The sequence below is a fragment of the Streptomyces sp. NPDC002092 genome (genome assembly GCF_053593775.1).
This window is the reverse complement of record NZ_JBSFDG010000010.1, coordinates 244,272-269,790: the sequence shown is the minus strand read 5'-3', so window position 1 is coordinate 269,790 and position 25,519 is coordinate 244,272. Positions and strand designations below refer to the sequence as shown.

Sequence of the window (25,519 nt, the reverse complement as noted above, 5' to 3'; positions counted from 1 at the left end):
AGGGGGACCGAGTGGAGGCGGACGAGCTTCTGGTACTCGTGGCAGGCGGCGACCAGAAGGCATTCGAGGAGCTGTACGGCCTGGTGTCCGGTCCGGTGTTCGGACTCGTCCGCCGGGTGGTGCGCGACCCCGCGCAGTCGGAGGAGGTGGCGCAGGAGGTGCTGCTCGAACTCTGGCGGTCCGCCGCGCGGTTCGACCCCGGCCGCGGCAGCGCCCTGTCCTGGATCCTCACCCTCGCCCACCGCCGCGCCGTCGACCGGGTGCGCAGCGCCCGCGCGGCCGTCGACCGCGAACAGCGCGAGGCACGCCGGGCCCACCACCCGGCCTTCGACCAGGTCACCGAGGAGGTCGAGGCGGGCCTCGAACGCGAGTGGGTACGCCGCTGCCTGGACCGCCTCACCACCCTGCAGCGCCAGTCCGTCACCCTCGCCTACTACGACGGCTACACGTACCGTGAAGTGGCCGAGCGGCTCTCGCTGCCGCTGGGCACGGTCAAGACCCGGATGCGCGACGGACTCACCCAGCTGCGCAAGTGCCTGGGAGGTGTCGCATGAGTCTTCTCGCCCGGCTGCTCGGCCGCGGGGATCTGCACTCGCTCGCGGCCCCCTATGCGCTCGACGCGCTGGAGCCCGCTGAGCGGGTGCGCTTCGAGCGGCACCTGAAGAACTGCGAGCGCTGCGGGGCCGAGGTGCGCGCCCTGTCCGAGGACGCCGTCCGCCTCGCCTGGTCGACGGCCGCCCCACCGCCGGCCGCGATGCGCGACCGGGTGCTGGCCGCCGTACGCACCACTGCGCAGGAGGCGGGGCCGGTCGCGAGGGAGCACACGCCCCAGCTGCCCCCGCATGTCTGGGGCACGCAACCGCCACCGGGACGCTCCCGTGCGCCGCGCGAGCGCCGCCCCTTCTTCGTGCCGTTCGCCACGGCGACGGCGGCCGCGGCACTCGTCGTCGCATCGCTGTTCGCCGTCCAGGCGAACCGGACCCAGGACAAGCTGGACGCCGAGCGCGCCCAGGCACGTGAGATCGCCCACGTTCTCGCAGCTCCCGACGCGCGTGCGACGACTCGCAAGGACCCCCAGGGCCGAAGTATCGGAGCGGTCGCCTCCGCATCGGAGGGACAGGCGGTCGTCACGCTCAGCGGATACGACGCCCTGCCCAGCGGACGCGTGCACCAGCTCTGGCTCATGCGCCCCGGTGCACAACCACGCTCCCTGGGGCTCTTCGGGGGCGGCGACACGCCCTTGGTCGCGACCGACCTCGGCAGTTCGGCCACGTCACTCGCAGTGACCGTCGAACCCGACGGAGGCTCACCCCAGCCCACCAGCCAGCCCATTGTCCAACTCGCCCTGAAATCGGTTGGATTCGGAGAGTGACCATGGAGGAGTTGTCAACACCCTTATGGGGAAGGTGAATCCTGTGACCGCGATACACGAGTGCCCCGAGGGAGCGATAGGGTTACCCTGCCCGGGCCGGGTGGACTCGTACGGGTGGGGAGTGACATGGAACAGATAACAGTGCGCAGCAGGGCCAGGGTCCCTGCGATCACCTGCGGGAGCAGCGCGACCAGTTCGCGTCTCGACCGCCATCTCTCGGTGCTGGGCGGCCCGGCCGTACCACAGCGCGAGACGGCCGAGGCGACCTCGCTGATGCGTGAGCTGACCGCGCGTGACACCCCACGTGAGCGCAGCGCCAGCGGCAACCGGATCAGCCGTGTGCTGCTCTTCGCACCGCTGCGCCGACTGCGTCGTTCGCTGTTCGGCGGGCGCTGAGCCGTACCGGCGTCCGTGCGTCCGGTGCAGTGCTGCGGCAGTCGTCCGTCATCCCCACGGCATGCAGTGGTGCACCGGCTCGCAGCCCGTACTCGGGCGTGGCCTGCCATCGAGGGCGTCTTCGGTGCGTTCCACCCGCTCTGCACCGAAGACATCTGCCCATTGACCCCCAGCTGTTGAGATCACCGGCCCCCGTACGCGTACCTGCGTACCGCGAGCGGCATGAACACGGCGATCAGTGCCACGCACCACACCAGTGACCCGACGATCGGATGCGCCACCGGCCAGGCGGCATCCCCCGGCACCGGCGCATTGCCGAAGAGGTCCCGCAGGGCCGTCGTCACCGCACTGATCGGATTCCACTCGGCGACCGTGCGCAGCCAGCCCGGCAGACCGTCGGTCGGGATGTAGGCGTTGGACAGCAGCGGCAGCACGAACGTCGAGGCACCGAGCTGCCCGGCCGCATCCTCGCTCCGGGTGAGCAGCCCGAGGAAGATCCCGATCGACGTGCAGGCGAACCGGAACAGCAGCAGCAGCCCCACCGCGCCAACGGCCCGGGGTGCGGACCCCTCGATCCGCCAGCCCACCGCGAGGCCGACCAGGAGCAGGGGCACCGTCCCGATCGCTGTGACCATGAGGTCGGCCACCGCCTGTCCGAGGGGCACGGCGGCCCGGCTCACCGGCATCGTACGGAAGCGGTCCATCACGCCGCGGTGCGAGTCGGCGGCCGCCTGGAACATGCCGGTCATGAGTCCGCCCGCGGCCGTCGCGACCAGCAGCCCCGGCACCAGGAAGGACCGGTACTCGCGGCCGGGCATCGCGAGGGCGCTGCCGAACACGTAGCCGAAAAACAGCAGCATGTTGATCGGCATGACCTGAGTGAGGATCGCAAGGCCGGGACTGTTGCGGACCCGCCGCAGCTGCCGGCCGACCATCGCGAGGCCGTCGTACGCCAACGTGCTCATGCTGCGGGCTCCTTGATGTCGGTCGTCAGTCGGATGAAGGCCTCGTCGAGCGTCGGCTGCCGCAGGCTCGCGTCGAGCAACGGCACGCCCGCCGCGTCGAGTTCGCGCACCAGGCGGGGCAGGGTGAGCGTGCGGTCCCTGGTGACCGCGGTGACGGCGTTGCGTTCACGGTCGAACGACGGCTCGGCGCCCGTGAGTTGATCGAGGACCCCGGCCGCCTTCACCAGCACGTCCGCGTCCGCGACGACGACCTCGACGTAGGCCCCGATGAGCGCCTTGAACTGGGCCGGTGAGCCCGTGTGCGCCACCCGTCCGCGGTCCACCAGGGCGATGTCGTCGGCGAGTTGGTCTGCCTCCTCCAGGTACTGCGTGGTCAGCAGCACCGTCGTACCGTCGGCGGTGAGTTCGCGCACGGCCGTCCAGATCAGATTGCGGCTGGCCGGGTCGAGCCCCGTCGTGGGCTCGTCCAGGAACAGCACCTCGGGCCGGCGGATCAGGCTCGCCGCCAGGTCCAGCCGGCGGCGCATCCCGCCGGAGTACGTCGACGCCGTCCGGCCGGCGGCCTCGGTCAGCCCGAACCGCTCCAGGAGCTCGTCGGCGCGCTGCCCCGGCGCCCGTACCCGGTGCAGCCGCGCGAACAGCTGCAGGTTCTGGCGGCCCGTGAGGTCGCCGTCGACCGACGCGTACTGCCCGGTGACGCCGATCCTGCGCCGGACGGCCGCGGGTTCGCGGACGAGGTCGTGCCCCGCGATCCGCGCCGAGCCCGCGTCCGGCCGCAACAGGGTCGTCAGCAGCCGTACGGCCGTCGTCTTGCCCGCCCCGTTCGGCCCGAGGACACCGCAGACCGTGCCCTGGGCCACCGCGAGATCCAGCCCGCGCACCGCGTGCACCTCGCCGAACCTCTTCTCCAGACCTTCACTAAGTACAGCGTACGTAGAAGTCATGGCTCGACCATAGCGCACTACGTACGGTGTACGTAACTAGGATGGGTGGCGAGGTGATGATCGATGGCGGGCCGAGCGGCGGTACCCGAAGTGATCTGGGCGCGTCCCGAGCGGACGGGCCGGGGGCCGAGGCCGGCCCATACGCGTGCCGACATCGCGGCGGCGGCGGTGAAGATCGCCGACGAGGGCGGCCTGGACGCGGTGTCGATGCGGCATGTCGCGGCCGAGCTGGGGTGCGGGACCATGTCGCTGTACAACTACGTCCCCCGCAAGGAGGACCTGTACGAGCTGATGGTGGACGCGATCAGCGGTGAGCACGAGCAGTGGGAGCCGTCGGGGGACTGGCGGGGCGACATGATGAGGGTGGCTCGTCAGACCCGCTCGCTGATGCACCGGCATCCCTGGCTGCCGCGGCTGATGTCACCCGTGTACGGGTTCAGCCCGAACGCCCTGCGGTACCTGGAGCACTGTCTGGCCTGTCTGGATCCGCTCGACGGCATGAAGTACGGCATGAAGATGCAGTTGGTCGGGCTGCTCAACGGCGTCGTGACGATGTACGTGGCCAATGAACTGGCCACGGCCGAGCGGACGCGGAACCTGCCGTGGTCGGAGGAGCAGGAGAACGCGGTGCGGATCGCGTATCTGGGAGGCCAGGTCGCGAGCGGGGCGTATCCGCGGATGGCTGCGGCGTTCACGGAGGATCCCGGGCCGATCGATCTGGACGCCGTCTTCGAGCTGGCGCTGGAGCGGGTGCTCGACGGGTTCGATCCCGAAAGGCGCTAGATCAACGCGAACTGGCCTTCCGGGCCCTCCTCGTGGTGATCGAGGACGGACGCCGGCTTCCGTGCCGCCTCCGCCGGAGGGAGCACCCCCGCCTTGTGCAGCTCGCTCGCCGTGATGGGGGCCGTGACCGTCAACTCGTCCTGCTGCGGCCGCAGTTCCGCCAGCAGTGCCAGGACCGTGATCAGTTCCAGCAGCTCGGAGGTCCATGTCTGGGGCCAGGCCGGCGGGCGGATGGCCGTCAGGGTGCCCGCCTCGGCCTCCGCCGTGCGGGACGTGAACCAGTGCTCCAGGACCCGGACGCCGCCCGCCTCGAAGTCCCAGGCCTCCGGTGGCACCGGGGAGATGCGGCCCTCGTCGAGGAGCAGGGTTTCCTCGTCGCGGTCGTAGGCGATCGTGAGGGGGCGGGACGGCAGTGGGGCGCGGACGTAGGGGCGGCGGCCTCCCGGGAGTTTGGGGCGGTCGCCGTTGCGGCGCATCAGCCAGAGGAGGCGGCGGCCCAACTCCACGCCGTGCGACCAGAGTTCGGTGTCCTCGGTGAGAGGGACCGTCAGGTCCGGGCGGACCGTCGCCAGGGTCCAGGCGAGGAGGTCCGGCGGGGTGGGGGAGTGGCCGAGGCGGGTGCCCAGGTGGTCCAGCAGGCCCGGGGTCAGGTTGGGTTCCGTCCCGCCCGGGCGGCGGTAGAAGGGCCGGATGCGGCCGGGCCGCAGGAGGGGGAGGTGGGAGGTGGCCAGGAGGTGCGGGCCGGTGCTGTCCGTGGCCGTCTCGGCGAGGAAGACCTGGTGTTCGTCCGCCACCCGCCACAGCTCGGGGCGGGCCGTGTCGATCAGGCGGTGGTCGGGGATCAGCCACTGTTCGTCGAAGGGGGCGAGCAGGACGCGTACCGGCTCGGGACAGGGACCCGACGTGTGGATCAGTTTCTCCGTGCCGCTCGACTGGCCCGGCAGTTGGCCGACCGCCGAGCGCAGCGTGCGCGAGCGGGTCGGCTCGAACAAGGCCTCGCGGTCCGGGCCCTCGGCCTTCATCAGGGCGTCCCAACGGGCCTTGAGGGTTGCGGCGTCGGGGCCCGTCGGCCACCCCCGGCCGAGCCGCGGCGGTGCGACGGACCACGGCATGAGGTCCGCAAGCAGCGGAGCGTCGTCGTGCGTCACGCTGGGCATCGTACGACCTTCCACCGACAGGCACCGGCGGCCGGGAGCGTCATGTGGCGTCCAGCGTCACGGTGAAGGAGAAGCGGTCGCCGCGGTAGTGGATGACGGCCACGTCCAGGACGCGTCCGTCCCCGTCGTAGGTGACGCCCGTGTAGTGCAGGATCGGGCTGAGCAGCGGGACTTGGAGCAGACGGGCCGTCTCCGGGTCGGCCAGGCGGGCCTCCACGGTGTCCGTGATACGGCTGATGTCCGCCCGGACGATGTCACGCAGCACCTTCGTCATCGGCCGGCGCACCAGGTCGGCGGGTTCGAAGCGGGCGGCCAGTTCGGGACGGACGTAGTTGCGGGCGTGGTTGGTCGGCTCGCCGGTCTTCTCGTCGCTGCGCAGCCGGTGATACGCGGCCACCTCGCCGGTCTCCGGGAAGAACTCGGCGAGTTCGGGCGGCACGGGCGCGCTGCCGTGGTCCAGCAGCTCCGTCACCATCCCGGACTGCTGGGCCACGATCGCGTCCACCGAGCCGAGCAGCCGGACCGGGGCGCCCCTCAGCGCGTCCGGCTCGATGAACGTGCCCCGGCGGCGGTGGCGCGTGATCAGGCCCTCGTCCTCCAGCTCCTTCAGCGCCTGCCGCATGGTCAGCACGCTCACCCCGTAGTGCCCCGCCAGCTGCTCCTCGGTGGGCAGCCGCAGCGGGTCCTGGGGCGAGCGGCCGAGTATCGAGGCGCGCAGGGACTGCGACACCTGGTACCAGAGCGGCAGCTTGCGGTTCAGGACGATCGAGTCCGGAGCGAAGGAGGTCACGGGCCTATCCGTACCGGTCGTACGCGATCAGTGCAACGGGCGGAAATGCCGCTCGAGGCCCTGCCACACGTCGTCGTAGCGCTGCTGCAGGTGCTCCGCGCCCGCGGCGTGCGGGGTGAGTGTCACCGGCCAGCGGGTCTCGAACATGAACGCCAGCCCGTCGTCCACCTTCTGCGGCTTCAGCTCGGCGGCGCTCGCCCGGTCGAAGGTCTCCCGGTCCGGACCGTGCGCCGACATCATGTTGTGCAGCGAACCGCCGCCCGGCACGAAGCCCTCCGCCTTGGCGTCGTAGGCGCCCTCGATCAGGCCCATGTACTCGCTCATCACATTGCGGTGGAAGTACGGCGGCCGGAACGTGTCCTCGCCCACCAGCCAGCGCGGCGCGAAGACGACGAAGTCGACACCGGCCAGGCCCGGGGTGTCGGACGGGGACGTCAGCACCGTGAAGATCGACGGGTCCGGGTGGTCGTAGGAGATGCTGCCGATGACGTTGAAACGGCGCAGGTCGTAGACGTAGGGGACGTGGTTGCCGTGCCAGGCGACCACGTCGAGCGGTGAGTGGTCGTAGACGGCCGTCCAGAGGTTGCCGCAGAACTTGTTCACCACCTCCACCGGGCCCTCCACGTCCTCGTAGGCGGCTACGGGGGCCTGGAAGTCACGGGCGTTGGCGAGGCCGTTGGCGCCGATCGGGCCCAGGTCGGGGAGGTGGAAGGGCGCGCCGTAGTTCTCGCACACATAACCGCGGGCGGAGGCATCCAGCAGCTCCACACGGAAGCGCACTCCACGAGGAACGAGCGCGACATGTCCCGGCTCCACATGCAGCAGCCCGAACTCCGTGCGCAGCAGCAGCCCGCCGCGCTCCGGGACGATCAGCAGCTCGCCGTCCGCGTCGCTGAAGACGCGCTCCATCGAGGAGTTGGCGTGGTACAGGTGCACGGCCATGCCGGTGCGCTGGGTGGCGTCGCCGTTGCCGCCCAGGGTCCACAGGGCGGCCAGGAAGTCCGTCCCGGCCGGGGGCTCGGGCAGCGGGTTCCAGCGCAGGCGGTTCGGGTCGGGCACCGACTCGGTGAACGGGGCCGTACGGATCGCACCGTTGTCCGTGCGCGTGAACGCCGGGTGCGCGGCCGACGGGCGGATGCGGTAGAGCCAGGAACGGCGGTTGTGGGCCCGCGGCTCGGTGAACGCCGTACCGCTGAGCTGTTCCGCGTACAGCCCGAGCGGAGCGCGCTGCGGCGCGTTGCGGCCCTCGGGCAGGGCTCCGGGCACCGCCTCCGAGCTGTGCTCGTTGCCGAAACCGGAGAGATAGGCCAGCCCCTCGGCCGTCTTACGCGCGTCCCCGCTCATCATCGCTCCCTTGCGGACTGATGCAGACAGATGCAGACAGATGCAGGCAGATGCAGATCGTTGCCTGCTGATTCCTATGTATCACCGTAGGATTGCGGTTTCGCGGGCGCAAGGGGGTCCAGGGGGCCTACTCATCAGGGAGGAACGAGAACCAGACTTCAGGGGGATCCGAGTGTCGGAGGGGTGTTCTAGTCTCCCGGGCATGTCGTGGACGCGGGGTCTTCCAGTCGCGCTCGCGGTCTGTGTCCTGCTGTTGACCGGATCCGTGAGCTGCGGCTCCAGTGATACGCACGAGGGGAAGAACGGCGATTCGATCCCGCCGGTCGGCAAGCTCCTGGGCAGCACGGACAAGCAGGGGCGGCACTACCGTGAAGTGAAGAAGAAGGGCGCGCCCGAGGTCGGGATCGAGGTGCAGCCGGACTCCGGCAACACCTGGGACGTGTATCTGACCGTCCACAACTTCCGCTTCTCGCCCCCGGGTGCGAAGTCGCGCGCGCGGGCCGGCCGCGGTCTCGCATACGTCTTCGTCGACGACCGGCTGGTCACCCGGCTCCGCGGCCTCACCTGCCGCCTCCCGGCGAGGTTCGTGCCGCGCGGCACGCACCACGTCACCGCCCGGCTGTACGCCGACGACGGCACCGTATGGGCCGTGCAGGGCCGCCCCGTGGAGAGCACGGCCGACATCACGGCCTCGGAGGCGGCGGGCGCACCCGGTGCCACTCCCGGGGTGACCGCACTCGGTGCATCCGGCACCTATCTGCATGCCGGGGGGCGAGGTTCACCCCAGCGCTCCGGAACGGCATCATGAAGCCTGTGCCCCACGCGACATCGCTACGCCGAGCGCCTGTGCAGCGGCGCAGTGCCGAACGCCTCACCAGAATCCTCGACGCCTGCGCCGACCTCCTCGACGAGGTCGGCTACGACGACCTGAGCACCCGGGCCGTGGCCCTGCGCGCCGGGGTCCCCATCGGCTCGGTCTACCGCTTCTTCGGCAACAAGCGGCAGATGGTCGACGCCCTCGCCCAGCGCAACCTGGAGCGCTTCACCGAGCAGGTCACCGAGCGGCTGAAGTCGGCCGGCGACGGGGGCTGGCGCTCGGCGATGGACGCCGTCCTCGACGAGTACCTGGCGATGAAGCGCACCGCGCCCGGCTTCTCCCTCGTCGACTTCGGCAACCAGATCCCGGTCGGCGCCCGCAACTCCGAACCCAACCACCGTGTCGCCGACCGCCTCACCGATCTGCTCTCCGGCTACCTCGACCGGGAGCCGGACGACGATCTGCGCCGTACCTTCCTGATCGCCGTGGAGACCGCCGACACCCTGGTCCACCTGGCCTTCCGGGTGGCCCCGGAGGGCGACGAGAAGATCATCGAGGAGGCGCGGGAGCTGCTGCGGGCGTATCTGGCGCGCGTGCTGGACTGAGATCCCGCAGGGCCGCGGCCCGCGGATTTCCGACCTCGCCCCCGAAGAGGTCTCCCCTCCGTGCATACCGGTCGGTATGCTCGGCGCACAGTACGAGCGTCACCGTCGCCGCCACCGGGAGGACCCGTGTCCCGCACCGCCCTGCGAATCTGCCCCCTGTGCGAGGCCACCTGCGGGCTGACCCTCACCATCGAGGGCACCCGTGTCACCGGCGCCCGCGGTGACCGCGAGGACGTGTTCAGCAAGGGGTTCATCTGCCCGAAGGGCGCCTCCTTCGGCGCCGTGGACGGTGACCCCGACCGGCTGCGCACCCCCCTCGTGCGCAAGGACGGCGAGCTGCGCGAGGCCACCTGGGAGGAGGCCTTCGACGCGGTCGCCGCCGGGGTCCGCACGGTCGTCGAGCGTTACGGCCCCCACTCCGTCGGCGTCGTCCTCGGCAACCCGAACGTGCACACCATGGCGGGCGCCCTCTACCCGCCGGTGCTGCTCGCCGGTCTCGGCACCCGCAGTGTCTTCACCGCGTCCACGGTCGACCAGATGCCCAAGCACGTCTCCAGCGGACTGCTCTACGGCGACGCCAACGCCATCCCGGTGCCGGACCTGGACCACACCGACCATCTGCTCCTGATCGGCGCCAACCCCCTGGAGTCCAACGGGAGTCTGTGCACGGCCGCCGACTTCCCCGGCAAGCTCAAGGCGCTCAAGGCCCGCGGCGGCACCCTCACCGTCATCGACCCGCGCCGCACCCGCACCGCCAAGCTCGCCGACCGGCACATCGCGATCCGCCCCGGCACCGACGCGCTGCTCCTCGCGGCGATGGCGTACGCCCTGTTCGAGGAAGGCCTCGTCGACACCGGTGAGTTGACCCCGCACCTCCAGGGCCTGGAGGAACTGCGCGCGGCCGTACAGGACTTCAGCCCCGAAGCCGTCGCAGGCGCCTGCGACGTGGACGCCCCCACGATCCGCACCCTCGCCCGCGAACTCGCCGCCGCCCCCACCGCCGCCGTGTACGGCCGCATCGGCAGCTGCACCGTCCCGCACGGCACCCTGGCCAGCTGGCTCGTCGACGTCCTCAATGTCCTCACCGGCAACCTCGACCGTCCCGGCGGGGCCCTGTTCCCGCAGGCGGCCACCGACCGCACACCCCGCCCTGCAGGACCGAGCCACGGCTTCACGCTCGCCCGCTGGCGCTCACGGGTGAGCGGCCACCCCGAGGCGAAGGGCGAGTTGCCGCTCTCGGCGCTCGCCGAGGAGATCGACACCGGGACCGACGAGGGCGTGCCGATCCGCGCCCTGATCACCTCCGCCGCCAACCCCGTGCTCTCGGCGCCCGACGGCGACCGCCTCGACAAGGCCCTGGGCTCCCTGGACTTCATGGTCAGCATCGACCCGTACCTGAACGAGACCACGCGCCACGCGACCGTCGTCCTGCCCCCGCCCCCGCCCTCGCAGAGCCCGCACCACGACTTCGCGTTCAACACCCTCGCCGTTCGCAACCAGGTCCGCTACACCCGCCCCGCCGTTCCCCTGGAGCCCGGCCGCCTGCCCGAGACCGAGATCTTCGCCCGGCTCGTCCTGGCCGCCACCGGCATGCACGGCGCCGACCCGTCCGCCGTCGACGAGCTGGTCATCGGGCAGACCCTGGGCAAGGCGGTCAAGGAGCCCTGGTCGCCCGTGCACGGCCGCGACCCCAAGGAACTTGCCGCGCAGCTCACCGGGGTGAGCGGCCCCGAGCGGCGGCTCGACATGATGCTGCGCCTCGGCCCCTACGGTGACGGCTTCGGCGTACGACCGGACGGGCTGAGCCTTCAGCGGCTGCTCGCGCATCCGCACGGCATCGACCTCGGTCCGCTGCGGTCGCGTCTGCCGCAGCCGCTGAAGACCCAGAGCGGCAAGGTCGAGCTGCTGCCACAGCCGATCGCGGACGATCTGCCGCGGCTGCGGGCGGCCCTGGACCGACGCCCGGACGAACTCGTCCTCGTCGGCCGCCGTCATCTGCGCTCCAACAACAGCTGGATGCACAACGTCCCCGCCCTCACCGGCGGCACGAACCGCTGCACCCTGCACATCCACCCCGAGGACGCCGAGCGGCTCGGCGTGCGGGACGGGGCGGCCGTACGCGTGAAGGGTGCCGGGGGAGAGGTCACCGCCCCCGCCGAGGTCACGGACTCCGTACGTCCCGGCGTGGTGAGCCTTCCGCACGGCTGGGGCCACGACCGGCCCGGCACCCGCATGAGCCACGCCGCCACCGACCCCGGCGTCAACGTCAACCAGCTCCTCGACGGCAGCCTGCTCGATCCGCTGTCGGGCAACGCGGTCCTCAACGGAGTGCCCATTGAGGTCGCCGCAGTCGCCGCCGTGTCCGAAAAGCTCAGCCCTGTGACCTGAGCAAAGCCGTGACCTGGGATTTTGCGCTTATTGCTCGCAGGTCAACGTCTTGTTAACGCCGTTTGAACGGACCTAACGTCATCGCACCGCCTGCCCGGCGGGATGTTCAAGGGCGAACGTTAGGTATCCATTCATGCTGACCATCCTCGGCTTCGCCATGATCGCGACCTTCCTGGTCCTGATCATGCTGAAGAAGATGTCGCCGATCGCGGCGCTCGTGCTGATCCCGGCACTGTTCTGTGTCTTCGTCGGTAAGGGGGCGAAGCTCGGCGACTACGTCATCGACGGCGTCACCAGCCTCGCGCCCACCGCGGCGATGCTCATGTTCGCGATCGTCTACTTCGGTGTGATGATCGACGTCGGCCTCTTCGACCCGATCGTTCGGGGGATTCTCAAGTTCTGCAAGGCCGACCCGCTCAGGATCGTCGTCGGTACGGCCGTCCTCGCCGCGATCGTGTCGCTCGACGGCGACGGCTCGACCACCTTCATGATCACCGTGTCGGCGATGTACCCGCTGTACAAGCGCCTGAAGATGAGCCTGGTCGTGATGACCGGTGTCGCCGCCATGGCCAACGGCGTGATGAACACCCTGCCGTGGGGCGGCCCGACCGCCCGCGCCGCGACCGCGCTGAAGCTCGACGCGAGCGACATCTTCGTCCCGATGATCCCGGCGCTCGCCATGGGCCTGCTGTTCGTCTTCGGTCTCGCGTACGTGCTCGGGCGCCGCGAGCGCAAGCGGCTCGGTGTGCTGACGCTGGACGAGGTGCTGGTCGAGGAGAAGGAGACCGAGACGGTTCTGGTGGGCGCGGGCTCCGGTTCCGGGTCCGGCAAGGACGCCGAGCGTGCCACCGGCGGCTCCGGCTCCGGGACCGACGCGGACCTCCCCGCGGACGAGGACGACGGCCTGCAGGGCCTCGACCCCGACCGGCCCACCCTGCGCCCCAAGCTGTACTGGTTCAACGCGCTGCTCACGGTGGCCCTGCTCACCGCCATGATCATGGAGTGGCTGCCGATCCCGGTGCTGTTCCTGCTGGGTGCCGCTCTGGCGCTCACCGTCAACTTCCCGCACATGCCCGACCAGAAGGCCCGCCTCGGCGCCCACGCGGAGAACGTCCTCAACGTATCCGGCATGGTCTTCGCCGCCGCCGTCTTCACCGGCGTCCTCCAGGGCACGGGGATGGTCAACAGCATGGCCAAGTGGCTGGTGGACAACATCCCGGACGGGATGGGCCCGCACATGGCCTTCGTCACCGGCATCCTCAGCATCCCGCTGACGTACTTCATGTCCAACGACGGCTTCTACTTCGGCATCCTCCCCGTGCTCGCCGAGGCTGGTCAGGCCCACGGCGTCTCGTCCCTGGAGATCGCCCGCGCCTCGCTCATCGGGCAGCCGCTGCACATGTCGAGCCCGCTCGTCCCGGCCGTGTACGTCCTGGTCGGCATGGCCAAGGTGGAGTTCGGCGACCACACCAGGTTCGTGGTCAAGTGGGCCGCGCTCACCTCACTCGTGGTCCTCGGGGCAGGGATCCTCTTCGGCATCATCTGAGCTTCCGGCAAGGGAACTCGGATGCCGGGCAAGGGAGCTCGGCTTCCCGGCAAGGGAATTCGGGTTCCAGGCAAGGGAATCCAGGAGGACTCGCACATGGGGCCCGGTAGGAACCGCGGCTGGCTGCTCCGTCTCGTCATCGCCTTCGGCTTCGCGCAGGGGGCGGTGTCGATGGCCCGGCCCGCCGTCTCCTACCGGGCCCTCGCGCTGGGCGCCGACGAGCGGGCGGTCGGCGTCATCGCGGGCGTGTACGCCCTGTTGCCGCTCTTCGCCGCGGTACCGCTGGGCCGCCGCACCGACCACGGCCGCTGCGCACCTCTGCTGCCCGTCGGCGTGGTCCTGACAGCGGGCGGCTGCGCGCTGAGCGGACTCGCCGGTTCCCTCTGGGCGATGGCGGTCTGGAGCGGTGTGATGGGCCTCGGCCACCTCTGTTTCGTGATCGGCGCCCAGTCGCTCGTCGCCCGCCAGTCCGCCCCGCACGAACAGGACCGCAACTTCGGCCACTTCACCATCGGCGCCTCGCTCGGCCAACTGGTCGGCCCGATCGCGGCGGGCGCGCTGATCGGCGCCCCGGACATGGCGGGCACCAGCGCGCTGGCCCTCGTGATGGCCGGCGCGGGAGCCGCGATCGCGTTCACATCGCTGTGGCGCATCGAGGACCGTACGGCCCTCAAGTCCCGTACCGCACAAGGCGGTCAGGTCCCCGTCGGCAGCATCCTGCGGGCCCGGGGCGTACCGGCGGGCATGCTCATCAGCCTCTCCGTGCTGTCCGCCACCGACATCCTCACCGCCTATCTGCCGGTGGTCGGCGAACACCGGGGCATCGCACCCTCGGTGATCGGTGTGCTGCTCAGCCTGCGCGCGGGCGCCACGATCGCCTGCCGGCTCGTCCTCACCCCGCTGCTGCGGCTGCTCGGCCGGCCGCTGCTGCTCACGGTGACCTGCCTGCTGGCGGCCGTGCTGTGCGCCGGGGTCGCGCTGCCGATGCCGGTGTGGGCGCTCGGCCTGGTGCTGGCCGCCCTCGGGTTCTGCCTCGGCGTCGGGCAGCCGCTGTCCATGACGACCGTCGTCCAGGCGGCCCCGGACGGCGCCCGCTCCACGGCCCTCGCCCTGCGGCTGACCGGCAACCGCCTCGGCCAGGTCGCCGCGCCGGCCGCCGCGGGTCTGGTCGCGGGGGTCGCGGGCGTGGCGGCGCCCTTCGTGATGCTCGGGGCCCTGCTGTTGTTCTCGGCGGGCAGTGCCCTGCGCGCACCGGCCGCTCCCGGCGGCGGGCAGGCGGCCGGGGCAGCTCCGGACGGGCGCCCGGCCCGCGCTCCCTTGCGCCGGTCGGGGGACATCTGACGGCGAGTCGGGTGGTGCTGCCGCAACACGCCGGGCGGATGTGAAAGAGAGTCAGATGAAAGAGCGATTTGTATGAAAATCGTCTGACTCGGAGGAACGTCCATGCCCACCTTGCTGCCCCCGTCCGCAGGCGCCCGTCTGGGAGCCGCGGCCCTCACCGTACTCATCGCGGCCGGGGCCTCCTGGTCCGCGACGTCCGCCGCTCTTGCCGCCCCGGGTGACGGTGCCGACATCAGGATCCACAGTGAGCGAGTGCCCTACGGCGTCTCCAAGGACGACCCCGTTGTCTGCAGGTTCTACCTCGACGCCGTGAATTTCGGCGACCTGACGTCCGTCTCCTACACCATCACGGCTCAGCCCCCGCTGCCCACCGCGGCCACCGTGAGCGGCACGATCTCCCTGGCCGGCGGTGCCGGGCACACCGACATCCTGGGGCTGGCCGACGGCAGATACACCCTCCAGTGGACCATTCCGCCGACCACGCCGCCCACGCCGCCCGTCGCGCCCAAGGAGAAGGTCTTCTCCGTCGACTGCCACGGCAGGCACGACCGGGGGCAGGCGGGCCCGAGCCACACGATCGAGGATCACGGGCCGAAGGGCGGCGTCCACGCCGGCGGCGGCGGCCTCGTCGACACCGTGCAGGCGTACACCCCGCTGAGCGCGGCCGGAGGCGTCGGACTGGTCGCCGTCGGCGGAGCCATCTATGTCCGGACGCTGCTGCGCCGCCGCTCCCACGGTGCCGAGTAGGACCTGTCCGGCGCCCCCCTCCGGGGGAACGCGGGCCAGACCCCACGGCGCCGGCACGGTCCGCCGGGCGGCTCCCGCGCGCAGGCGACGCAGGCCCTGGCACCGGACCCGCGCCTACCGCCTCACCAGGACGGCCATGATCGTGGCCGTCCTGGTGACGGTCTTCCGGTGCGGGGGGCATCACCACCACCCGGCCGAGTCCGTCCGGGCCGGGGGCCCGGCGCCCGTCGAGGCGCCCGCCGAACCGGCCCCCGGCCCCGCCGACGGGCGTCCCCGGGCCTCCGAGCCGGCCGCGCCCGCACAACCCGCCACACCGCCCCCGCCACTGCCCCGGTCGCCGGCGGCCGCCCTGCGCGTACCGTCCCTGGGCATCGACGCGCCGGTCATCGGGGTGCGAGTGGGCGCCGACCGGCAGCTGGACACCCCGCCGCTCGACAGGCCCAGGCTCGTCGGCTGGTACCAGGACGGGCCCTCACCGGGCGAGACCGGCACCGCCATCGCCGTCGGCCACCGCGACACGAGGACCGGCGCCGCGGTCTTCGCCGCCCTCGCACAGGTGCACCCGGGGGCCCGGATCGAGGTCCGGCGCGCCGACGGCCGCATCGCCGTCTACACCGTGGACCGCGTACGGGTCTTCGACAAGGACCGCTTCCCCGACAAGGAGGTGTACGGCCCGAGTTCACGCCCCGAGCTGCGGGTGCTGACCTGCGGAGGCCTGTTCACCCGCAGGACCGGCTACAGCAGCAACGTCGTCGTGTTCGCCCATCTGACGGCGACCCGCTGACCCGCAAGGCGCCGTCCGCACCTCCGCGTCCGCTTTCTCACCGGGCGGAACGAAGCACCGGATTCCGTCAGGTGTCTTCCCTGGAGCGCGTACGGTCCGTTAACTTCCGTGACTCACAGCCCGTGCGACCCGTACGGGCCGTTCGACCGCGGAGCCTCAGGACTCGCTCAGTACGCCCTCGGGGGCAGTGCCATGACACGCGCCATCTCTCTGCACGACGTGAGCAAGACCTATACGCGAGGCGTTCGCGTGGTGGACCGGCTGTCGCTGGACATCCGCCCCGGTGAATTCCTCGTGCTGCTCGGGCCGTCCGGCTGCGGCAAATCCACCGTGCTCCGCATGATCGCCGGTTTGGAGGAGATCACGGAGGGCCGGCTGCTGCTGGACGGCGAGCACTCCAACGAACTCCTCCCGTCCGAGCGGAACATGGCGATGGTGTTCCAGAACTTCGCCCTGTACCCGAACATGACCAGCCGCGGCAACATCGGCTTCCCGCTGCGCGTCGAGAACCCCGGCGAGGACCCGCGCCCGCGCGTGGACGCCACGGCCCGGATGCTCGGCATCGAGGACCTCCTCGACCGCTTCCCCAGCCAGCTCTCCGGCGGCGAACGCCAGCGCGTCGCGATGGGCCGCGCCATCGCCCGGCACCCCTCGGCCTTCCTGATGGACGAGCCGCTGTCGAACCTCGACGCCAAGCTCCGCAACCATCTGCGGGCCGAGATCTCCAAGCTCACCCGGGAGCTGGGCGTCACCACGGTCTACGTCACCCACGACCAGGCCGAGGCCATGTCGCTCGGCGACCGGGTCGCCGTACTGCGCGGCGGGGTGCTCCAGCAGCTGGACACCCCGCGCATGGTGTACGCCCTGCCCCGCAACGTCTTCGTCGCCGCCTTCATCGGCACCCCGCGCATCAACCTGCTGCGCGGCCTGGTCCGCGCCCCGCTCGACGGTGCGATGACCATCAGCCTCGGCAAGCAGTATCTGCGGCTGCCCGAACCGCTCTGTCTGGACCACCAGTTGCTGCGGGTGCAGCAGGGCCGGGAGGTGATCGTCGGGCTGCGCTCGGAGGCCGTACGCATCGCCAAGCACTCCTCCGCCCGGACGGGCGAGGTGCCGCTCACCGGCCTGGTGGAGCACGTGGAGTTCCAGGGCCACGAGATCCTCGTGCACTTCAACACCGGCTCCCGGCCCGCCGTCGTGCCGGACCTGGAGGCCCCGCGCCCCGGCTCGCGCCCGTCCCGGCGCCGTCGGCGGGAGGGCGGGCCGACCGTGCTGGAGCGTCTGCGGGACCGGGCGGGGGCCCTGCGGGCCGGGCCTGTGGTGGTCATGGACGACCCGGCGGAGGCCGGCCCGGCGGAGGCCGCGTTCACCGAGGCCCGCCTCCCCGGTGACCTGGTGGTCCGCACCACCCCCGACCTTGAGCTCCGCCATGGCATGCAGGTGCCGCTGCTCGTCGACATCGCCCATCTGTTCGTCTTCGACCAGCATGGGGAGCGGATTTGTCCGGCTCCGGCGCGGCTGCCTGATCTCGACGCGTGAGGTTTTGCTCCGCAGGGGGTGCCGGGATGGGGCGGTCGGAGTCTGCGGCTTCGTCGTGGCTGGTCGCGCCCACGCGGCAGAGCCGCAAATCGATGCAGCCCCGCGCCCCTTTGGGGCGCTGTCGTGGCCGCCAGGTGAAAACTAACGGCGCTAGTTTATTGTGGCTGTCGATAGGTTGTGATGCGGACGACGCCCCGGCCGGAGGAGCAGCATGAAGGCACACGACGGTATGTACATCGACGGCGCCTGGCGCCCCGCCGCGAGCGGGGAGGTCATCGATGTCGTGAATCCCGTCGACGAGCAGGTCATCGGCCGGGTTCCGGCCGGTACCGCCGCGGACGTCGACCACGCCGTGCGGGCCGCCCGCGCCGCGTTTCCCGCCTGGGCCGCGACCCCGCCCGCCGTGCGGGCCGCCCGGCTGGGTGCGCTGAGGGACGTCCTCGTGGCCCGCAAGGACGAGATCGCCGAGACGGTGACCGCCGAGCTCGGTTCGCCGCTGCCGTTCTCGCAGAACGTGCACGCGGCCGTGCCGATCGCGGTCGCGGGCTCGTACGCCGAGCTGGCAGTCACGTACGCCTTCGAGGAGAAGGCCGGGAACTCGACCGTCTATCTGGAGCCGGTCGGCGTGGTCGGTGCGATCACACCCTGGAACTACCCCCTGCACCAGATCGTCGCCAAGGTCGCCCCGGCCCTCGCGGCGGGCTGCACGGTGGTCCTGAAGCCCGCCGAGGACACCCCGCTCACCGCTCAGCTCTTCGCGGAGGCGGTCCACGAGGCGGGAGTCCCGGCGGGGGTCTTCAACCTGGTCACCGGGCTCGGCCCGGTCGCGGGCCAGGCTCTCGCCGAGCACCCTGGCGTCGACCTGGTCTCCTTCACCGGATCCACCGCCGTCGGCCGGCAGATCGGTGCCACGGCGGGCGCCGCGGTCAAGAAGGTCGCCCTGGAGCTGGGCGGCAAGTCCGCCAATGTCATCCTGCCGAGCGCCGACCTCGCCAAGGCGGTCAACGTCGGCGTCGCCAACGTCATGTCCAACTCCGGGCAGACCTGCAGCGCCTGGACGCGCATGCTCGTCCACCGGGACCAGTACGAGGAGGCGGTCGGGCTGGCCGCCACCGCCGCCGCCAAGTACGGCGACCGCATCGGCCCGGTGGTCAACGCCAAGCAGCAGGAGCGGGTGCGCGGGTACATCGAGAAGGGCGTGGAGGAGGGCGCGCGGCTGGTCGCCGGAGGCGCCGAGTCCCCGCGCGAGCAGGGCTACTTCGTCTCTCCGACGGTCTTCGCCGACGTCACCCCCGAGATGACGATCGCCCAGGAGGAGATCTTCGGCCCGGTCCTGTCCATCCTCCGCTACGAGGACGAGGAGGACGCCCTGCGTATCGCCAACGGCACGGTCTACGGCCTCGCGGGCGCCGTCTGGGCGGGCGACGAGAGCGAGGCGGTCGCCTTCGCACGGCGCCTGGAGACCGGCCAGGTCGACATCAACGGCGGCCGCTTCAACCCCCTTGCCCCCTTCGGTGGTTACAAGCAGTCGGGCGTCGGCCGCGAGCTCGGCACGCACGGCCTCGCCGAGTACCTCCAGACCAAGTCCCTGCAGTTCTGAGGAGCGCATCCATGGTTCGCGCAGCAGTCCTTCCCGCCGTGGGCGCCCCGCTGGAGATCACCGGCATCGACCTCCCGGAGCCCGGCCCCGGCCAGGTCCGTGTCCGTCTCGCCGCCGCCGGGGTGTGCCACTCCGACCTGTCCCTGTCCAACGGCACCATGCGGGTGCCGGTCCCCGCAGTCCTCGGCCACGAGGGCGCCGGCACGGTCGTCGCCGTGGGTGAAGGCGTCACGCACGTCTCGCCCGGCGCCGAGGTCGTCCTCAACTGGGCGCCCTCCTGCGGTGGTTGCCACGCCTGCACGCTCGGCGAGGTGTGGCTGTGCGCCAACGCCCTGAACGGCGCCGCGGACGTCTACGCCCACCGTTCCTCCGACGGCTCCGACCTCCATCCCGGCCTGAACGTCGCCGCGTTCGCCGAGGAGACGGTCGTCTCCGCGGGCTGTGTCCTGCCCCTCCCGGAGGGCATCCCCCTCACGGACGCGGCTCTGCTGGGCTGCGCGGTCCTCACCGGCTACGGCGCCGTCCACCACTCGGCGCAGGTCCGCGAGGGCGAGACGGTCGCGGTGTACGGCGTCGGGGGTGTGGGCCTGGCGGCACTCCAGGCGGCCCGGATCGCGGGCGCCGCACGCATCGTCGCCGTCGACGTCTCCCCGGAGAAGGAGGAACTGGCGCGCGGCGCCGGCGCCACGGACTACGTCCTCGCCTCCGACACGACGGCCCGTGAGATCCGCGGGCTGACGGACAAGCAAGGCGTGGACGTGGCGATCGAATGCGTGGGCCGTGCGTCGACGATCCGCACGGCCTGGGACTCCACCCGCCGCGGCGGCCGCACGACAGTGGTCGGCATCGGCGGCAAGGACCAGCAGGTCACCTTCAACGCCCTGGAGATCTTCCACTGGGGCAGGACCCTGGCGGGCTGCGTGTACGGCAACTCGGACCCGGCGAAGGACCTCCCCGTACTGGCCGAACACGTACGGGCGGGCCGCCTGGACCTGGGCGCGCTGGTCACGGAACGGATCGGCCTGGACGGCATCCCGGCCGCCTTCGAGAACATGCTGGCGGGCAAGGGCGGACGGGCGCTCGTGGTCTTCTAGGCGCCCTCGGGCTGCGGCTCCGGAGTGCTCTCCGGCGCCGCAGCCGGCACGACCGCAGCTCGCGACCGCGAGACCGCCACACCCGCCAGGCACAGCACCCCGCCGCCCAGCGTGAGCAGCCCAGGCACCTCGCCGAGCGCCAGCCACGACATCAGCACGACCAGCGCCGGCACCGCGTACGTGGTCGCCCCCATCCGGCTGGCGGTCGTACGGGCCAGGGCGTACGCCCAGGTGGTGAAGGCGAGCGCGGTCGGAAACACGCCCAGGTACACCATGTTGAGCGTCGCCGACACCGGCGCGTGGGCCGCCTCGCTCACCAGCTGCCCGGCGAACGGCAGACACCCCACCGCCCCGACGAGACACCCGAACGTCGTCACCTGCAGCGCACTGGCCTTCGCCAGAGCGGGCTTCTGCGCGACGACGCCAGCCGCATAGCCGACCGCCGCAAGCACACACAGCACCACCCCGAGCACCGAAGACCCGCCGCCCCCGGACATCGACAGCCCGACGGCCACCGCCCCGGCGAACGACACGGCCATCCCGGCCAGCAGCCGCGGCGGCATCGGATCCCCGAGCAGCCGCGCACCGAGCAGGGCGATCAGGATGGGCCCGATGTTCACCACCAGCGCGGCGGTACCGGCGTCGACCTGCTGCTCACCCCAGTTCAGGACGACCATGTAGAACCCGAACCACAGGGCTCCGGATATCGCGATGCCCCGCCAGGCAGCCCGCGGCGGCAACCCTTCCCCCCGCACGACCAGCATCACCCCGAGTACCAGCGCACCGGACAGCAACCGGCCGAGCGCCAACGCGCCAGGTGAGTAGGCATCTCCCGCGCTCCGGATCGAAACGAACGCGGAGGCCCACAGCACGACGGTGACAGCGGCGGCAGCGGGGGCGAGCAGTTCGGGTCGACGGGAGTTCATCATGCTCCAGAGGCTAGAAGGGAAGTGCAGCAGGGGCTCGCGGATTTCAGACGCGGCACTGGCGCGCCCCTCAAGGGGCGCGGGGCTGTGTCGATTTGCGGCTCCGCCGCGTGAGCGCGATCAGCCACGACGGAGCCGCAGACGCATACCGGGCCGCCGCTCAACGAAGGGAATGCGCGTCAATGCCGAGCAGCTCCCCCAACATCCGCTCCCCCGACGGAGTCACCTTCACCGCCCGCCCGGACCCGATCCGCACACACCACCCGGCATCCATCACATGCCGACAGAACGCCGCCCCCGCAAGCCCGGCCAGATGCGGCCGCCGCTCGGTCCAGTCAAGGCACGCACGGGCCAACGGCCGCCGCCCCCCGCGGTCGAGGGGGATACCGGTGGCGTCGAACCACCGAACCCCGGCCTCCGTCAGGGCGAACCCCGTGTCCTGACGCAACAGCCCCCGCAGCGTCAGTCCCTCCGTCACCGCAATCCCCAGCCGCCCCGCCAGATGGTCGTAACAGGTCCGCCCCCGCGCCATCGCCGACCCGGCATTCGACTCCCGCAGCCCCCGAGGCCGTACGGCATCCCCCGGCCCCACCTGCGCGGCCAGATCCTCCACCAGCTGCGCAACCGCCGCATCGGCGAGCCGCACGTACCGATGCCGGCCCTGCCGTTCCTCGGCGAGCAGGCCGCCCGCGACGAGCTTGCCCAGATGTCCGCTCAGCGTCGACGCGGCGACCCCCGCATGCCGCGCCAGCTCACTCGCGGTCCATGCCCGTCCGTCGAGCAGCGCCAGCAGACAGGTGGCCCGCGTCTCGTCGGCGATCAGCCCGGCGAGCCGGGCCAGCCGCGGTGCCTGGGGTTCCCTGGTGGTCATGCACCCCAGCATGGGACACGGACACTTCGGCGCTCGCCGAACTGTCGCTAGCCGGCCCGCTCCACCTGCTCGAACTGCTGCACAAGACCGTCGAGCAGCGCCGTGAGACCCGTCTCGAAGGCCCGCTCGTCGATCTTCTCCTGCTGCTCGGCGAGCAGATGCGCCTGGCCCAGGTGCGGGTAGTCGGCGGGGTCGTACGCGCTCTGGTCGTCCACGAAACCCCCGGCGAAGGAGCCGAGCGCGGAGCCCATGATGAAGTACCGCATCAGCGCCCCGATGGAGGTGGCCTGCGCCGGCGGCCAGCCCGCGTCGACCATCGCGCCGTAGACGGCGTCCGCCAGGCGCAGTCCCGCGGGGCGGCGCCCCGGCCCCTGGGCGAGCACCGGGACGATGTTGGGGTGGTCGCGCAGTGCGGCCCGGTAGGAGACGGCCCAGTCGTGCAGCGCGGTCCGCCACCCGCGGCCGTCCTCGAACATCGACAGGTCGACCTGCGCGCTCACCGAGTCGGCGACCGCCTCCAGGATCTCGTCCTTGGTGCGGAAGTGGTTGTAGAGCGAGGGCCCGCTCACCCCCAGTTCCGCGGCGAGCCGACGTGTGGAGACGGCCGCGAGGCCCTCCGCGTCCACCAGCGCACGTGCCGTCTCGACGATGCGGTCGGTGCTGAGCAAGGGCTTGCGCGGTCGGGCCATGGCGCACATAGTAGGGCTGCGCGCCTGAAACTAGCAGTGCTAATTTAAATGTGCAGGATCGTGCAGGATCTCGAGTGGGGTGAGCGGTCATGAATCTGGAGCTCAGTGACGAGCAGGAAGCCGTCCGGCGGCTCGCCAAGGACTTCGTGGACCGCGAGATCGCCCCGAGCGTCATCGCCTGGGACCGTGCGGAGGAAGTCGACCGGTCCATCGTGAAGAAGCTCGGCGAGGTCGGCTTCCTCGGGCTGACCGTCGACGAGGAGTACGGCGGCTCCGGCGGCGACCATCTCGCGTACTGCCTGGTCACGGAGGAGCTCGGGCGCGGTGACTCCTCCGTGCGCGGCATCGTGTCCGTGTCGCTCGGGCTGGTCGCCAAGACGATCGCCGCCTGGGGGAGCGAGGACCAGAAGCGGCAGTGGCTGCCCGGCCTCACCTCCGGCGAGTACGTCGGCTGCTTCGGCCTCACCGAGCCGGGCACCGGCTCCGACGCCGGCAACCTCGCCACACGCGCGGTGCGCGACGGCGACGACTACGTCATCAACGGCGCCAAGATGTTCATCACGAACGGCACCTGGGCCGATGTGGTGCTGCTGTTCGCCCGCTCCACCGACGCCCCCGGCCACAAGGGCGTCTCCGCCTTCCTCGTGCCGACCGACGCCCCCGGCCTCACCCGCCGCACCATCCACGGCAAGCTCGGCCTGCGCGGCCAGGCGACCGCCGAGCTGGTCCTGGAGGACGTCCGGGTGCCCGCCTCCGCGATGCTGGGGGAGGAGGGCAAGGGCTTCTCGGTCGCCATGTCGGCCCTGGCCAAGGGGCGGATGTCGGTCGCGGCGGGCTGTGTGGGCATAGCCCAGGCCGCGCTGGACACGGCCGTGAAGTACGCAGGCGAGCGCGAGCAGTTCGGCAAGTCCATCGCCCACCACCAACTCGTACAGGAGCTGATCAGCGACATCGCCGTCGACGTGGACGCGGCCCGCCTGCTGACCTGGCGGGTCGCCGACCTGATCGACCGCGGGCAGCCCTTCGCCGTCGAGTCCTCCAAGGCCAAGCTCTTCGCCTCGGAGGCCGCCGTCCGCGCCGCCAACAACGCCCTCCAGGTCTTCGGCGGCTACGGCTACATCGACGAGTACCCGGCGGGCAAGCTGCTGCGCGACGCCCGCGTGATGACCCTCTACGAGGGCACCAGCCAGATCCAGAAACTGCTCATCGGGCGTGCCCTGACGGGGGTTTCGGCGTTCTGAGTACCTGAGCTGAGTATCTCGGCGGATGTGGTACCGGCCACATCCGCCGACGCTTGTCCCCATGAGTGACACATCCGGCAAGCAGCAGAACACCGCCGCCTTCTACGGCCAGGCCGTCGCCTCCTTCGCGATCGCCATGGCCGCGACCGCCATCGGCATCTTCCGGCTGAATGCCGACGCCTGGGTGCGGGCGTTCCTCGGGATCGCGGTCCTGTACCTCGTCACCTCCGCCTTCACCCTCGCCAAGGTGATCCGGGACCGGCAGGAGGCTGCGGAGCGCGCGTACCACCCCTTCGAGAAGCTTTGAGCCCTCTGAAGGCTCTGAGCCCTCCTGGAAGCTCTGAGCGGGGACTCTAAGCGCTCGCTCACCTTCGGCGGTATGGTGGGGTGTCTGTCTGCGAGAGGGGCGAGCGAGCGATGAGTACGGCGGAGGAGACGGCCGGTGGCGAGACGTCCGCGTGGGGCGAGGTCACGCCCGACGCGGCCCGAAGGCTGCTGATCGCCGCGGTGGAGGCCTTCGCCGAGCGCGGGTACCACGCCACGACGACCCGTGACATCGCGGGCCGCGCCGGCATGAGCCCCGCCGCGCTCTACATCCACTACAAGACCAAGGAGGAGCTGCTCCACCGGATCAGCCGGATCGGCCATGAGAAGGCCCTGGAGATCCTGCAGACGGCGGCCCGGCGTGAGGGCACCGCGACCGAGCGGCTCGCCGACGCGGTGAGCTCCTTCGTCCGCTGGCACGCGGGCGGCCGCACCACCGCCCGGGTCGTGCAGTACGAGTTGGACTCGCTCGGTCCGGACGCCCGCGAGGAGATCCTCGCGCTGCGCCGGCAGTGCGACGCCGAGGTGCGGGGGATCATCGAGGACGGCATCGCCTCCGGCGAGTTCGACGTGCTGGACGTCAAGGGCACCACCCTCGCCGTCATGTCGCTCTGCATCGACGTCGCCCGCTGGTTCAACGTCGACGGCCCCTGGACGCCCGACGAGGTCGGCGCGCTCGACGCCGACCTCGTGCTGCGCATGGTGGGGGTCAAGTAGCCCGCCGGGCCGCTGCTCAGACGTAGAAGCGGGCCACCGACTCGGCCACGCAGACCGGCTTGTCCCCGCCCTCGCGCTCCACGGTGTAGGCGACGGCCAGCTGGACCCCGCCCGGGACGTCCTCGACGCTGCTGATCCTCCCGGTGGCGCGCAGCCGCGAGCCGACCGGCACGGGGGCCGGGAAGCGGACCTTGTTGGTGCCGTAGTTGACGCCCATCTTCACGCCCTCGACGCTGATCAGCTGAGGGCCGAAGAGCGGCAGCAGCGACAGGGTGAGATAGCCGTGCGCGATCGTCGTCCCGAAGGGACCCGCCGCGGCCTTCTCCGGGTCGACGTGGATCCACTGGTGGTCGCCGGTGGCCTCCGCGAAGAGATCGATGCGCTTCTGGTCGATCTCCAGCCAGTCGGTGTACCCCAGCTGCTCGCCCACCGCCGCCTTCAGCTCGTCGGCGGACGTGAAGATCCTCGGCTCTGCCATGTCCCGGCCTCCCATGCCTCGCTCATGTCCTGAACATCATGAACACTATGTCTAAGCAACT

26 protein-coding genes are annotated in these 25,519 nt (G+C 71.3%); 17 read left to right on the top strand and 9 right to left on the bottom strand.

The window, feature by feature from the left end:
* Nucleotides 1–11 precede the first annotated feature (11 nt).
* The 3 genes from ACWCRD_RS24415 to ACWCRD_RS24405 all read left to right on the top strand — a co-directional run bounded on the left by ACWCRD_RS24415 (nt 12) and on the right by ACWCRD_RS24405 (nt 1,768).
* A complete protein-coding gene (locus tag ACWCRD_RS24415; RefSeq protein WP_266953822.1) occupies nt 12–554 on the top strand; it encodes a sigma-70 family RNA polymerase sigma factor in 543 nt (180 codons plus the stop codon).
* Nucleotides 551–1,372 carry an anti-sigma factor gene (locus ACWCRD_RS24410; protein WP_450967889.1) on the top strand — a complete coding sequence of 274 codons (822 nt, stop codon included), beginning with the start codon at nt 551–553 and terminating at the stop codon, nt 1,370–1,372. Before ACWCRD_RS24415 ends, ACWCRD_RS24410 begins: the two co-directional genes overlap by 4 nt.
* 126 nt (nt 1,373–1,498) lie before the next feature.
* A complete protein-coding gene (locus tag ACWCRD_RS24405; protein ID WP_115909075.1) occupies nt 1,499–1,768 on the top strand; it encodes a hypothetical protein in 270 nt (89 codons plus the stop codon).
* Nucleotides 1,769–1,950: 182 nt separating this feature from the next.
* Here the strand turns inward: ACWCRD_RS24405 and ACWCRD_RS24400 are convergent, their stop codons facing one another.
* Both ACWCRD_RS24400 and ACWCRD_RS24395 read right to left on the bottom strand, forming a co-directional pair.
* Nucleotides 1,951–2,733, bottom strand: a complete 783-nt coding sequence (locus ACWCRD_RS24400; protein WP_450967888.1) for an ABC transporter permease — start codon at nt 2,731–2,733, stop codon at nt 1,951–1,953.
* Entirely contained in the window at nt 2,730–3,677 is a 948-nt protein-coding gene (locus ACWCRD_RS24395) for an ATP-binding cassette domain-containing protein (protein ID WP_450967887.1), read from the bottom strand. The genes ACWCRD_RS24400 and ACWCRD_RS24395 overlap by 4 nt, the downstream gene beginning before the upstream one ends.
* Nucleotides 3,678–3,740: 63 nt before the next feature.
* Here ACWCRD_RS24395 and ACWCRD_RS24390 point away from each other — a divergent pair, with 63 nt between their 5' ends.
* Nucleotides 3,741–4,460 (top strand): TetR/AcrR family transcriptional regulator, encoded by a 720-nt coding sequence (locus tag ACWCRD_RS24390; RefSeq protein WP_450967886.1) that lies wholly within the window; start codon nt 3,741–3,743, stop codon nt 4,458–4,460.
* On the opposite strand, the gene ACWCRD_RS24385 is transcribed toward ACWCRD_RS24390, so the two are convergent.
* The 3 genes from ACWCRD_RS24385 to hmgA are packed head-to-tail and all read right to left on the bottom strand — an operon-like array spanning nt 4,457 to nt 7,751.
* On the bottom strand, nt 4,457–5,617 hold the full coding sequence (locus ACWCRD_RS24385; RefSeq protein WP_450967885.1) for a type ISP restriction/modification enzyme: 1,161 nt from the start codon (nt 5,615–5,617) through the stop codon (nt 4,457–4,459). The two genes, ACWCRD_RS24390 and ACWCRD_RS24385, sit on opposite strands and share 4 nt — an antisense overlap.
* Before the next feature lie 40 nt (nt 5,618–5,657).
* Entirely contained in the window at nt 5,658–6,407 is a 750-nt protein-coding gene (locus ACWCRD_RS24380; RefSeq protein ID WP_450967884.1) for a GntR family transcriptional regulator, read from the bottom strand.
* 27 nt (nt 6,408–6,434) lie between these two features.
* A complete protein-coding gene (gene hmgA, locus ACWCRD_RS24375) occupies nt 6,435–7,751 on the bottom strand; it encodes a homogentisate 1,2-dioxygenase (protein WP_450967883.1) in 1,317 nt (438 codons plus the stop codon).
* 202 nt (nt 7,752–7,953) lie between these two features.
* Here hmgA and ACWCRD_RS24370 point away from each other — a divergent pair, with 202 nt between their 5' ends.
* The 10 genes from ACWCRD_RS24370 to ACWCRD_RS24325 all read left to right on the top strand — a co-directional run bounded on the left by ACWCRD_RS24370 (nt 7,954) and on the right by ACWCRD_RS24325 (nt 20,212).
* Entirely contained in the window at nt 7,954–8,559 is a 606-nt protein-coding gene (locus ACWCRD_RS24370) for a hypothetical protein (protein WP_450967882.1), read from the top strand.
* A complete protein-coding gene (locus ACWCRD_RS24365) occupies nt 8,556–9,173 on the top strand; it encodes a TetR family transcriptional regulator (protein WP_450967881.1) in 618 nt (205 codons plus the stop codon). The genes ACWCRD_RS24370 and ACWCRD_RS24365 overlap by 4 nt, the downstream gene beginning before the upstream one ends.
* 126 nt (nt 9,174–9,299) lie before the next feature.
* On the top strand, nt 9,300–11,561 hold the full coding sequence (locus tag ACWCRD_RS24360) for a molybdopterin oxidoreductase family protein (protein ID WP_450967880.1): 2,262 nt from the start codon (nt 9,300–9,302) through the stop codon (nt 11,559–11,561).
* Nucleotides 11,562–11,694: 133 nt separating this feature from the next.
* On the top strand, nt 11,695–13,107 hold the full coding sequence (locus tag ACWCRD_RS24355; protein ID WP_450967879.1) for a CitMHS family transporter: 1,413 nt from the start codon (nt 11,695–11,697) through the stop codon (nt 13,105–13,107).
* A 96-nt stretch (nt 13,108–13,203) separates the two neighbouring features.
* Nucleotides 13,204–14,448 (top strand): MFS transporter, encoded by a 1,245-nt coding sequence (locus ACWCRD_RS24350; protein WP_450967878.1) that lies wholly within the window; start codon nt 13,204–13,206, stop codon nt 14,446–14,448.
* Nucleotides 14,449–14,550: 102 nt separating this feature from the next.
* A complete protein-coding gene (locus tag ACWCRD_RS24345; protein ID WP_450967877.1) occupies nt 14,551–15,195 on the top strand; it encodes a hypothetical protein in 645 nt (214 codons plus the stop codon).
* 136 nt (nt 15,196–15,331) lie between these two features.
* A complete protein-coding gene (locus tag ACWCRD_RS24340) occupies nt 15,332–15,979 on the top strand; it encodes a class F sortase (protein ID WP_450967876.1) in 648 nt (215 codons plus the stop codon).
* A 192-nt stretch (nt 15,980–16,171) separates the two neighbouring features.
* On the top strand, nt 16,172–17,518 hold the full coding sequence (locus tag ACWCRD_RS24335) for an ABC transporter ATP-binding protein (RefSeq protein WP_450967875.1): 1,347 nt from the start codon (nt 16,172–16,174) through the stop codon (nt 17,516–17,518).
* Between the two features lie 211 nt (nt 17,519–17,729).
* Nucleotides 17,730–19,118, top strand: a complete 1,389-nt coding sequence (locus tag ACWCRD_RS24330) for an aldehyde dehydrogenase family protein (protein ID WP_450967874.1) — start codon at nt 17,730–17,732, stop codon at nt 19,116–19,118.
* Nucleotides 19,119–19,129: 11 nt separating this feature from the next.
* Nucleotides 19,130–20,212 (top strand): zinc-binding dehydrogenase, encoded by a 1,083-nt coding sequence (locus ACWCRD_RS24325; protein WP_450967873.1) that lies wholly within the window; start codon nt 19,130–19,132, stop codon nt 20,210–20,212.
* On the opposite strand, the gene ACWCRD_RS24320 is transcribed toward ACWCRD_RS24325, so the two are convergent.
* The 3 genes from ACWCRD_RS24320 to ACWCRD_RS24310 form a co-directional block, all read right to left on the bottom strand.
* On the bottom strand, nt 20,209–21,138 hold the full coding sequence (locus tag ACWCRD_RS24320) for a DMT family transporter (protein ID WP_450967982.1): 930 nt from the start codon (nt 21,136–21,138) through the stop codon (nt 20,209–20,211). The two genes, ACWCRD_RS24325 and ACWCRD_RS24320, sit on opposite strands and share 4 nt — an antisense overlap.
* A 160-nt stretch (nt 21,139–21,298) precedes the next feature.
* A complete protein-coding gene (locus tag ACWCRD_RS24315; RefSeq protein ID WP_450967872.1) occupies nt 21,299–22,021 on the bottom strand; it encodes an ArsR/SmtB family transcription factor in 723 nt (240 codons plus the stop codon).
* Nucleotides 22,022–22,056: 35 nt separating this feature from the next.
* Nucleotides 22,057–22,698 carry a TetR/AcrR family transcriptional regulator gene (locus tag ACWCRD_RS24310; RefSeq protein WP_450967871.1) on the bottom strand — a complete coding sequence of 214 codons (642 nt, stop codon included), beginning with the start codon at nt 22,696–22,698 and terminating at the stop codon, nt 22,057–22,059.
* An 89-nt stretch (nt 22,699–22,787) separates the two neighbouring features.
* Between ACWCRD_RS24310 and ACWCRD_RS24305 the strand changes: the two genes are divergently transcribed.
* From ACWCRD_RS24305 to ACWCRD_RS24295, 3 genes are all read left to right on the top strand, one after another.
* A complete protein-coding gene (locus tag ACWCRD_RS24305) occupies nt 22,788–23,939 on the top strand; it encodes an acyl-CoA dehydrogenase family protein (protein ID WP_450967870.1) in 1,152 nt (383 codons plus the stop codon).
* Nucleotides 23,940–24,000: 61 nt separating this feature from the next.
* Nucleotides 24,001–24,246: a YiaA/YiaB family inner membrane protein gene (locus tag ACWCRD_RS24300; RefSeq protein ID WP_099927742.1), complete on the top strand. Its 246-nt coding sequence runs from the start codon at nt 24,001–24,003 to the stop codon at nt 24,244–24,246.
* A gap of 110 nt (nt 24,247–24,356) precedes the next feature.
* On the top strand, nt 24,357–24,980 hold the full coding sequence (locus ACWCRD_RS24295; protein ID WP_123964133.1) for a TetR/AcrR family transcriptional regulator: 624 nt from the start codon (nt 24,357–24,359) through the stop codon (nt 24,978–24,980).
* Between the two features lie 16 nt (nt 24,981–24,996).
* Here the strand turns inward: ACWCRD_RS24295 and ACWCRD_RS24290 are convergent, their stop codons facing one another.
* Nucleotides 24,997–25,458, bottom strand: a complete 462-nt coding sequence (locus ACWCRD_RS24290) for a MaoC family dehydratase (RefSeq protein WP_398960049.1) — start codon at nt 25,456–25,458, stop codon at nt 24,997–24,999.
* Nucleotides 25,459–25,519 lie beyond the last annotated feature (61 nt).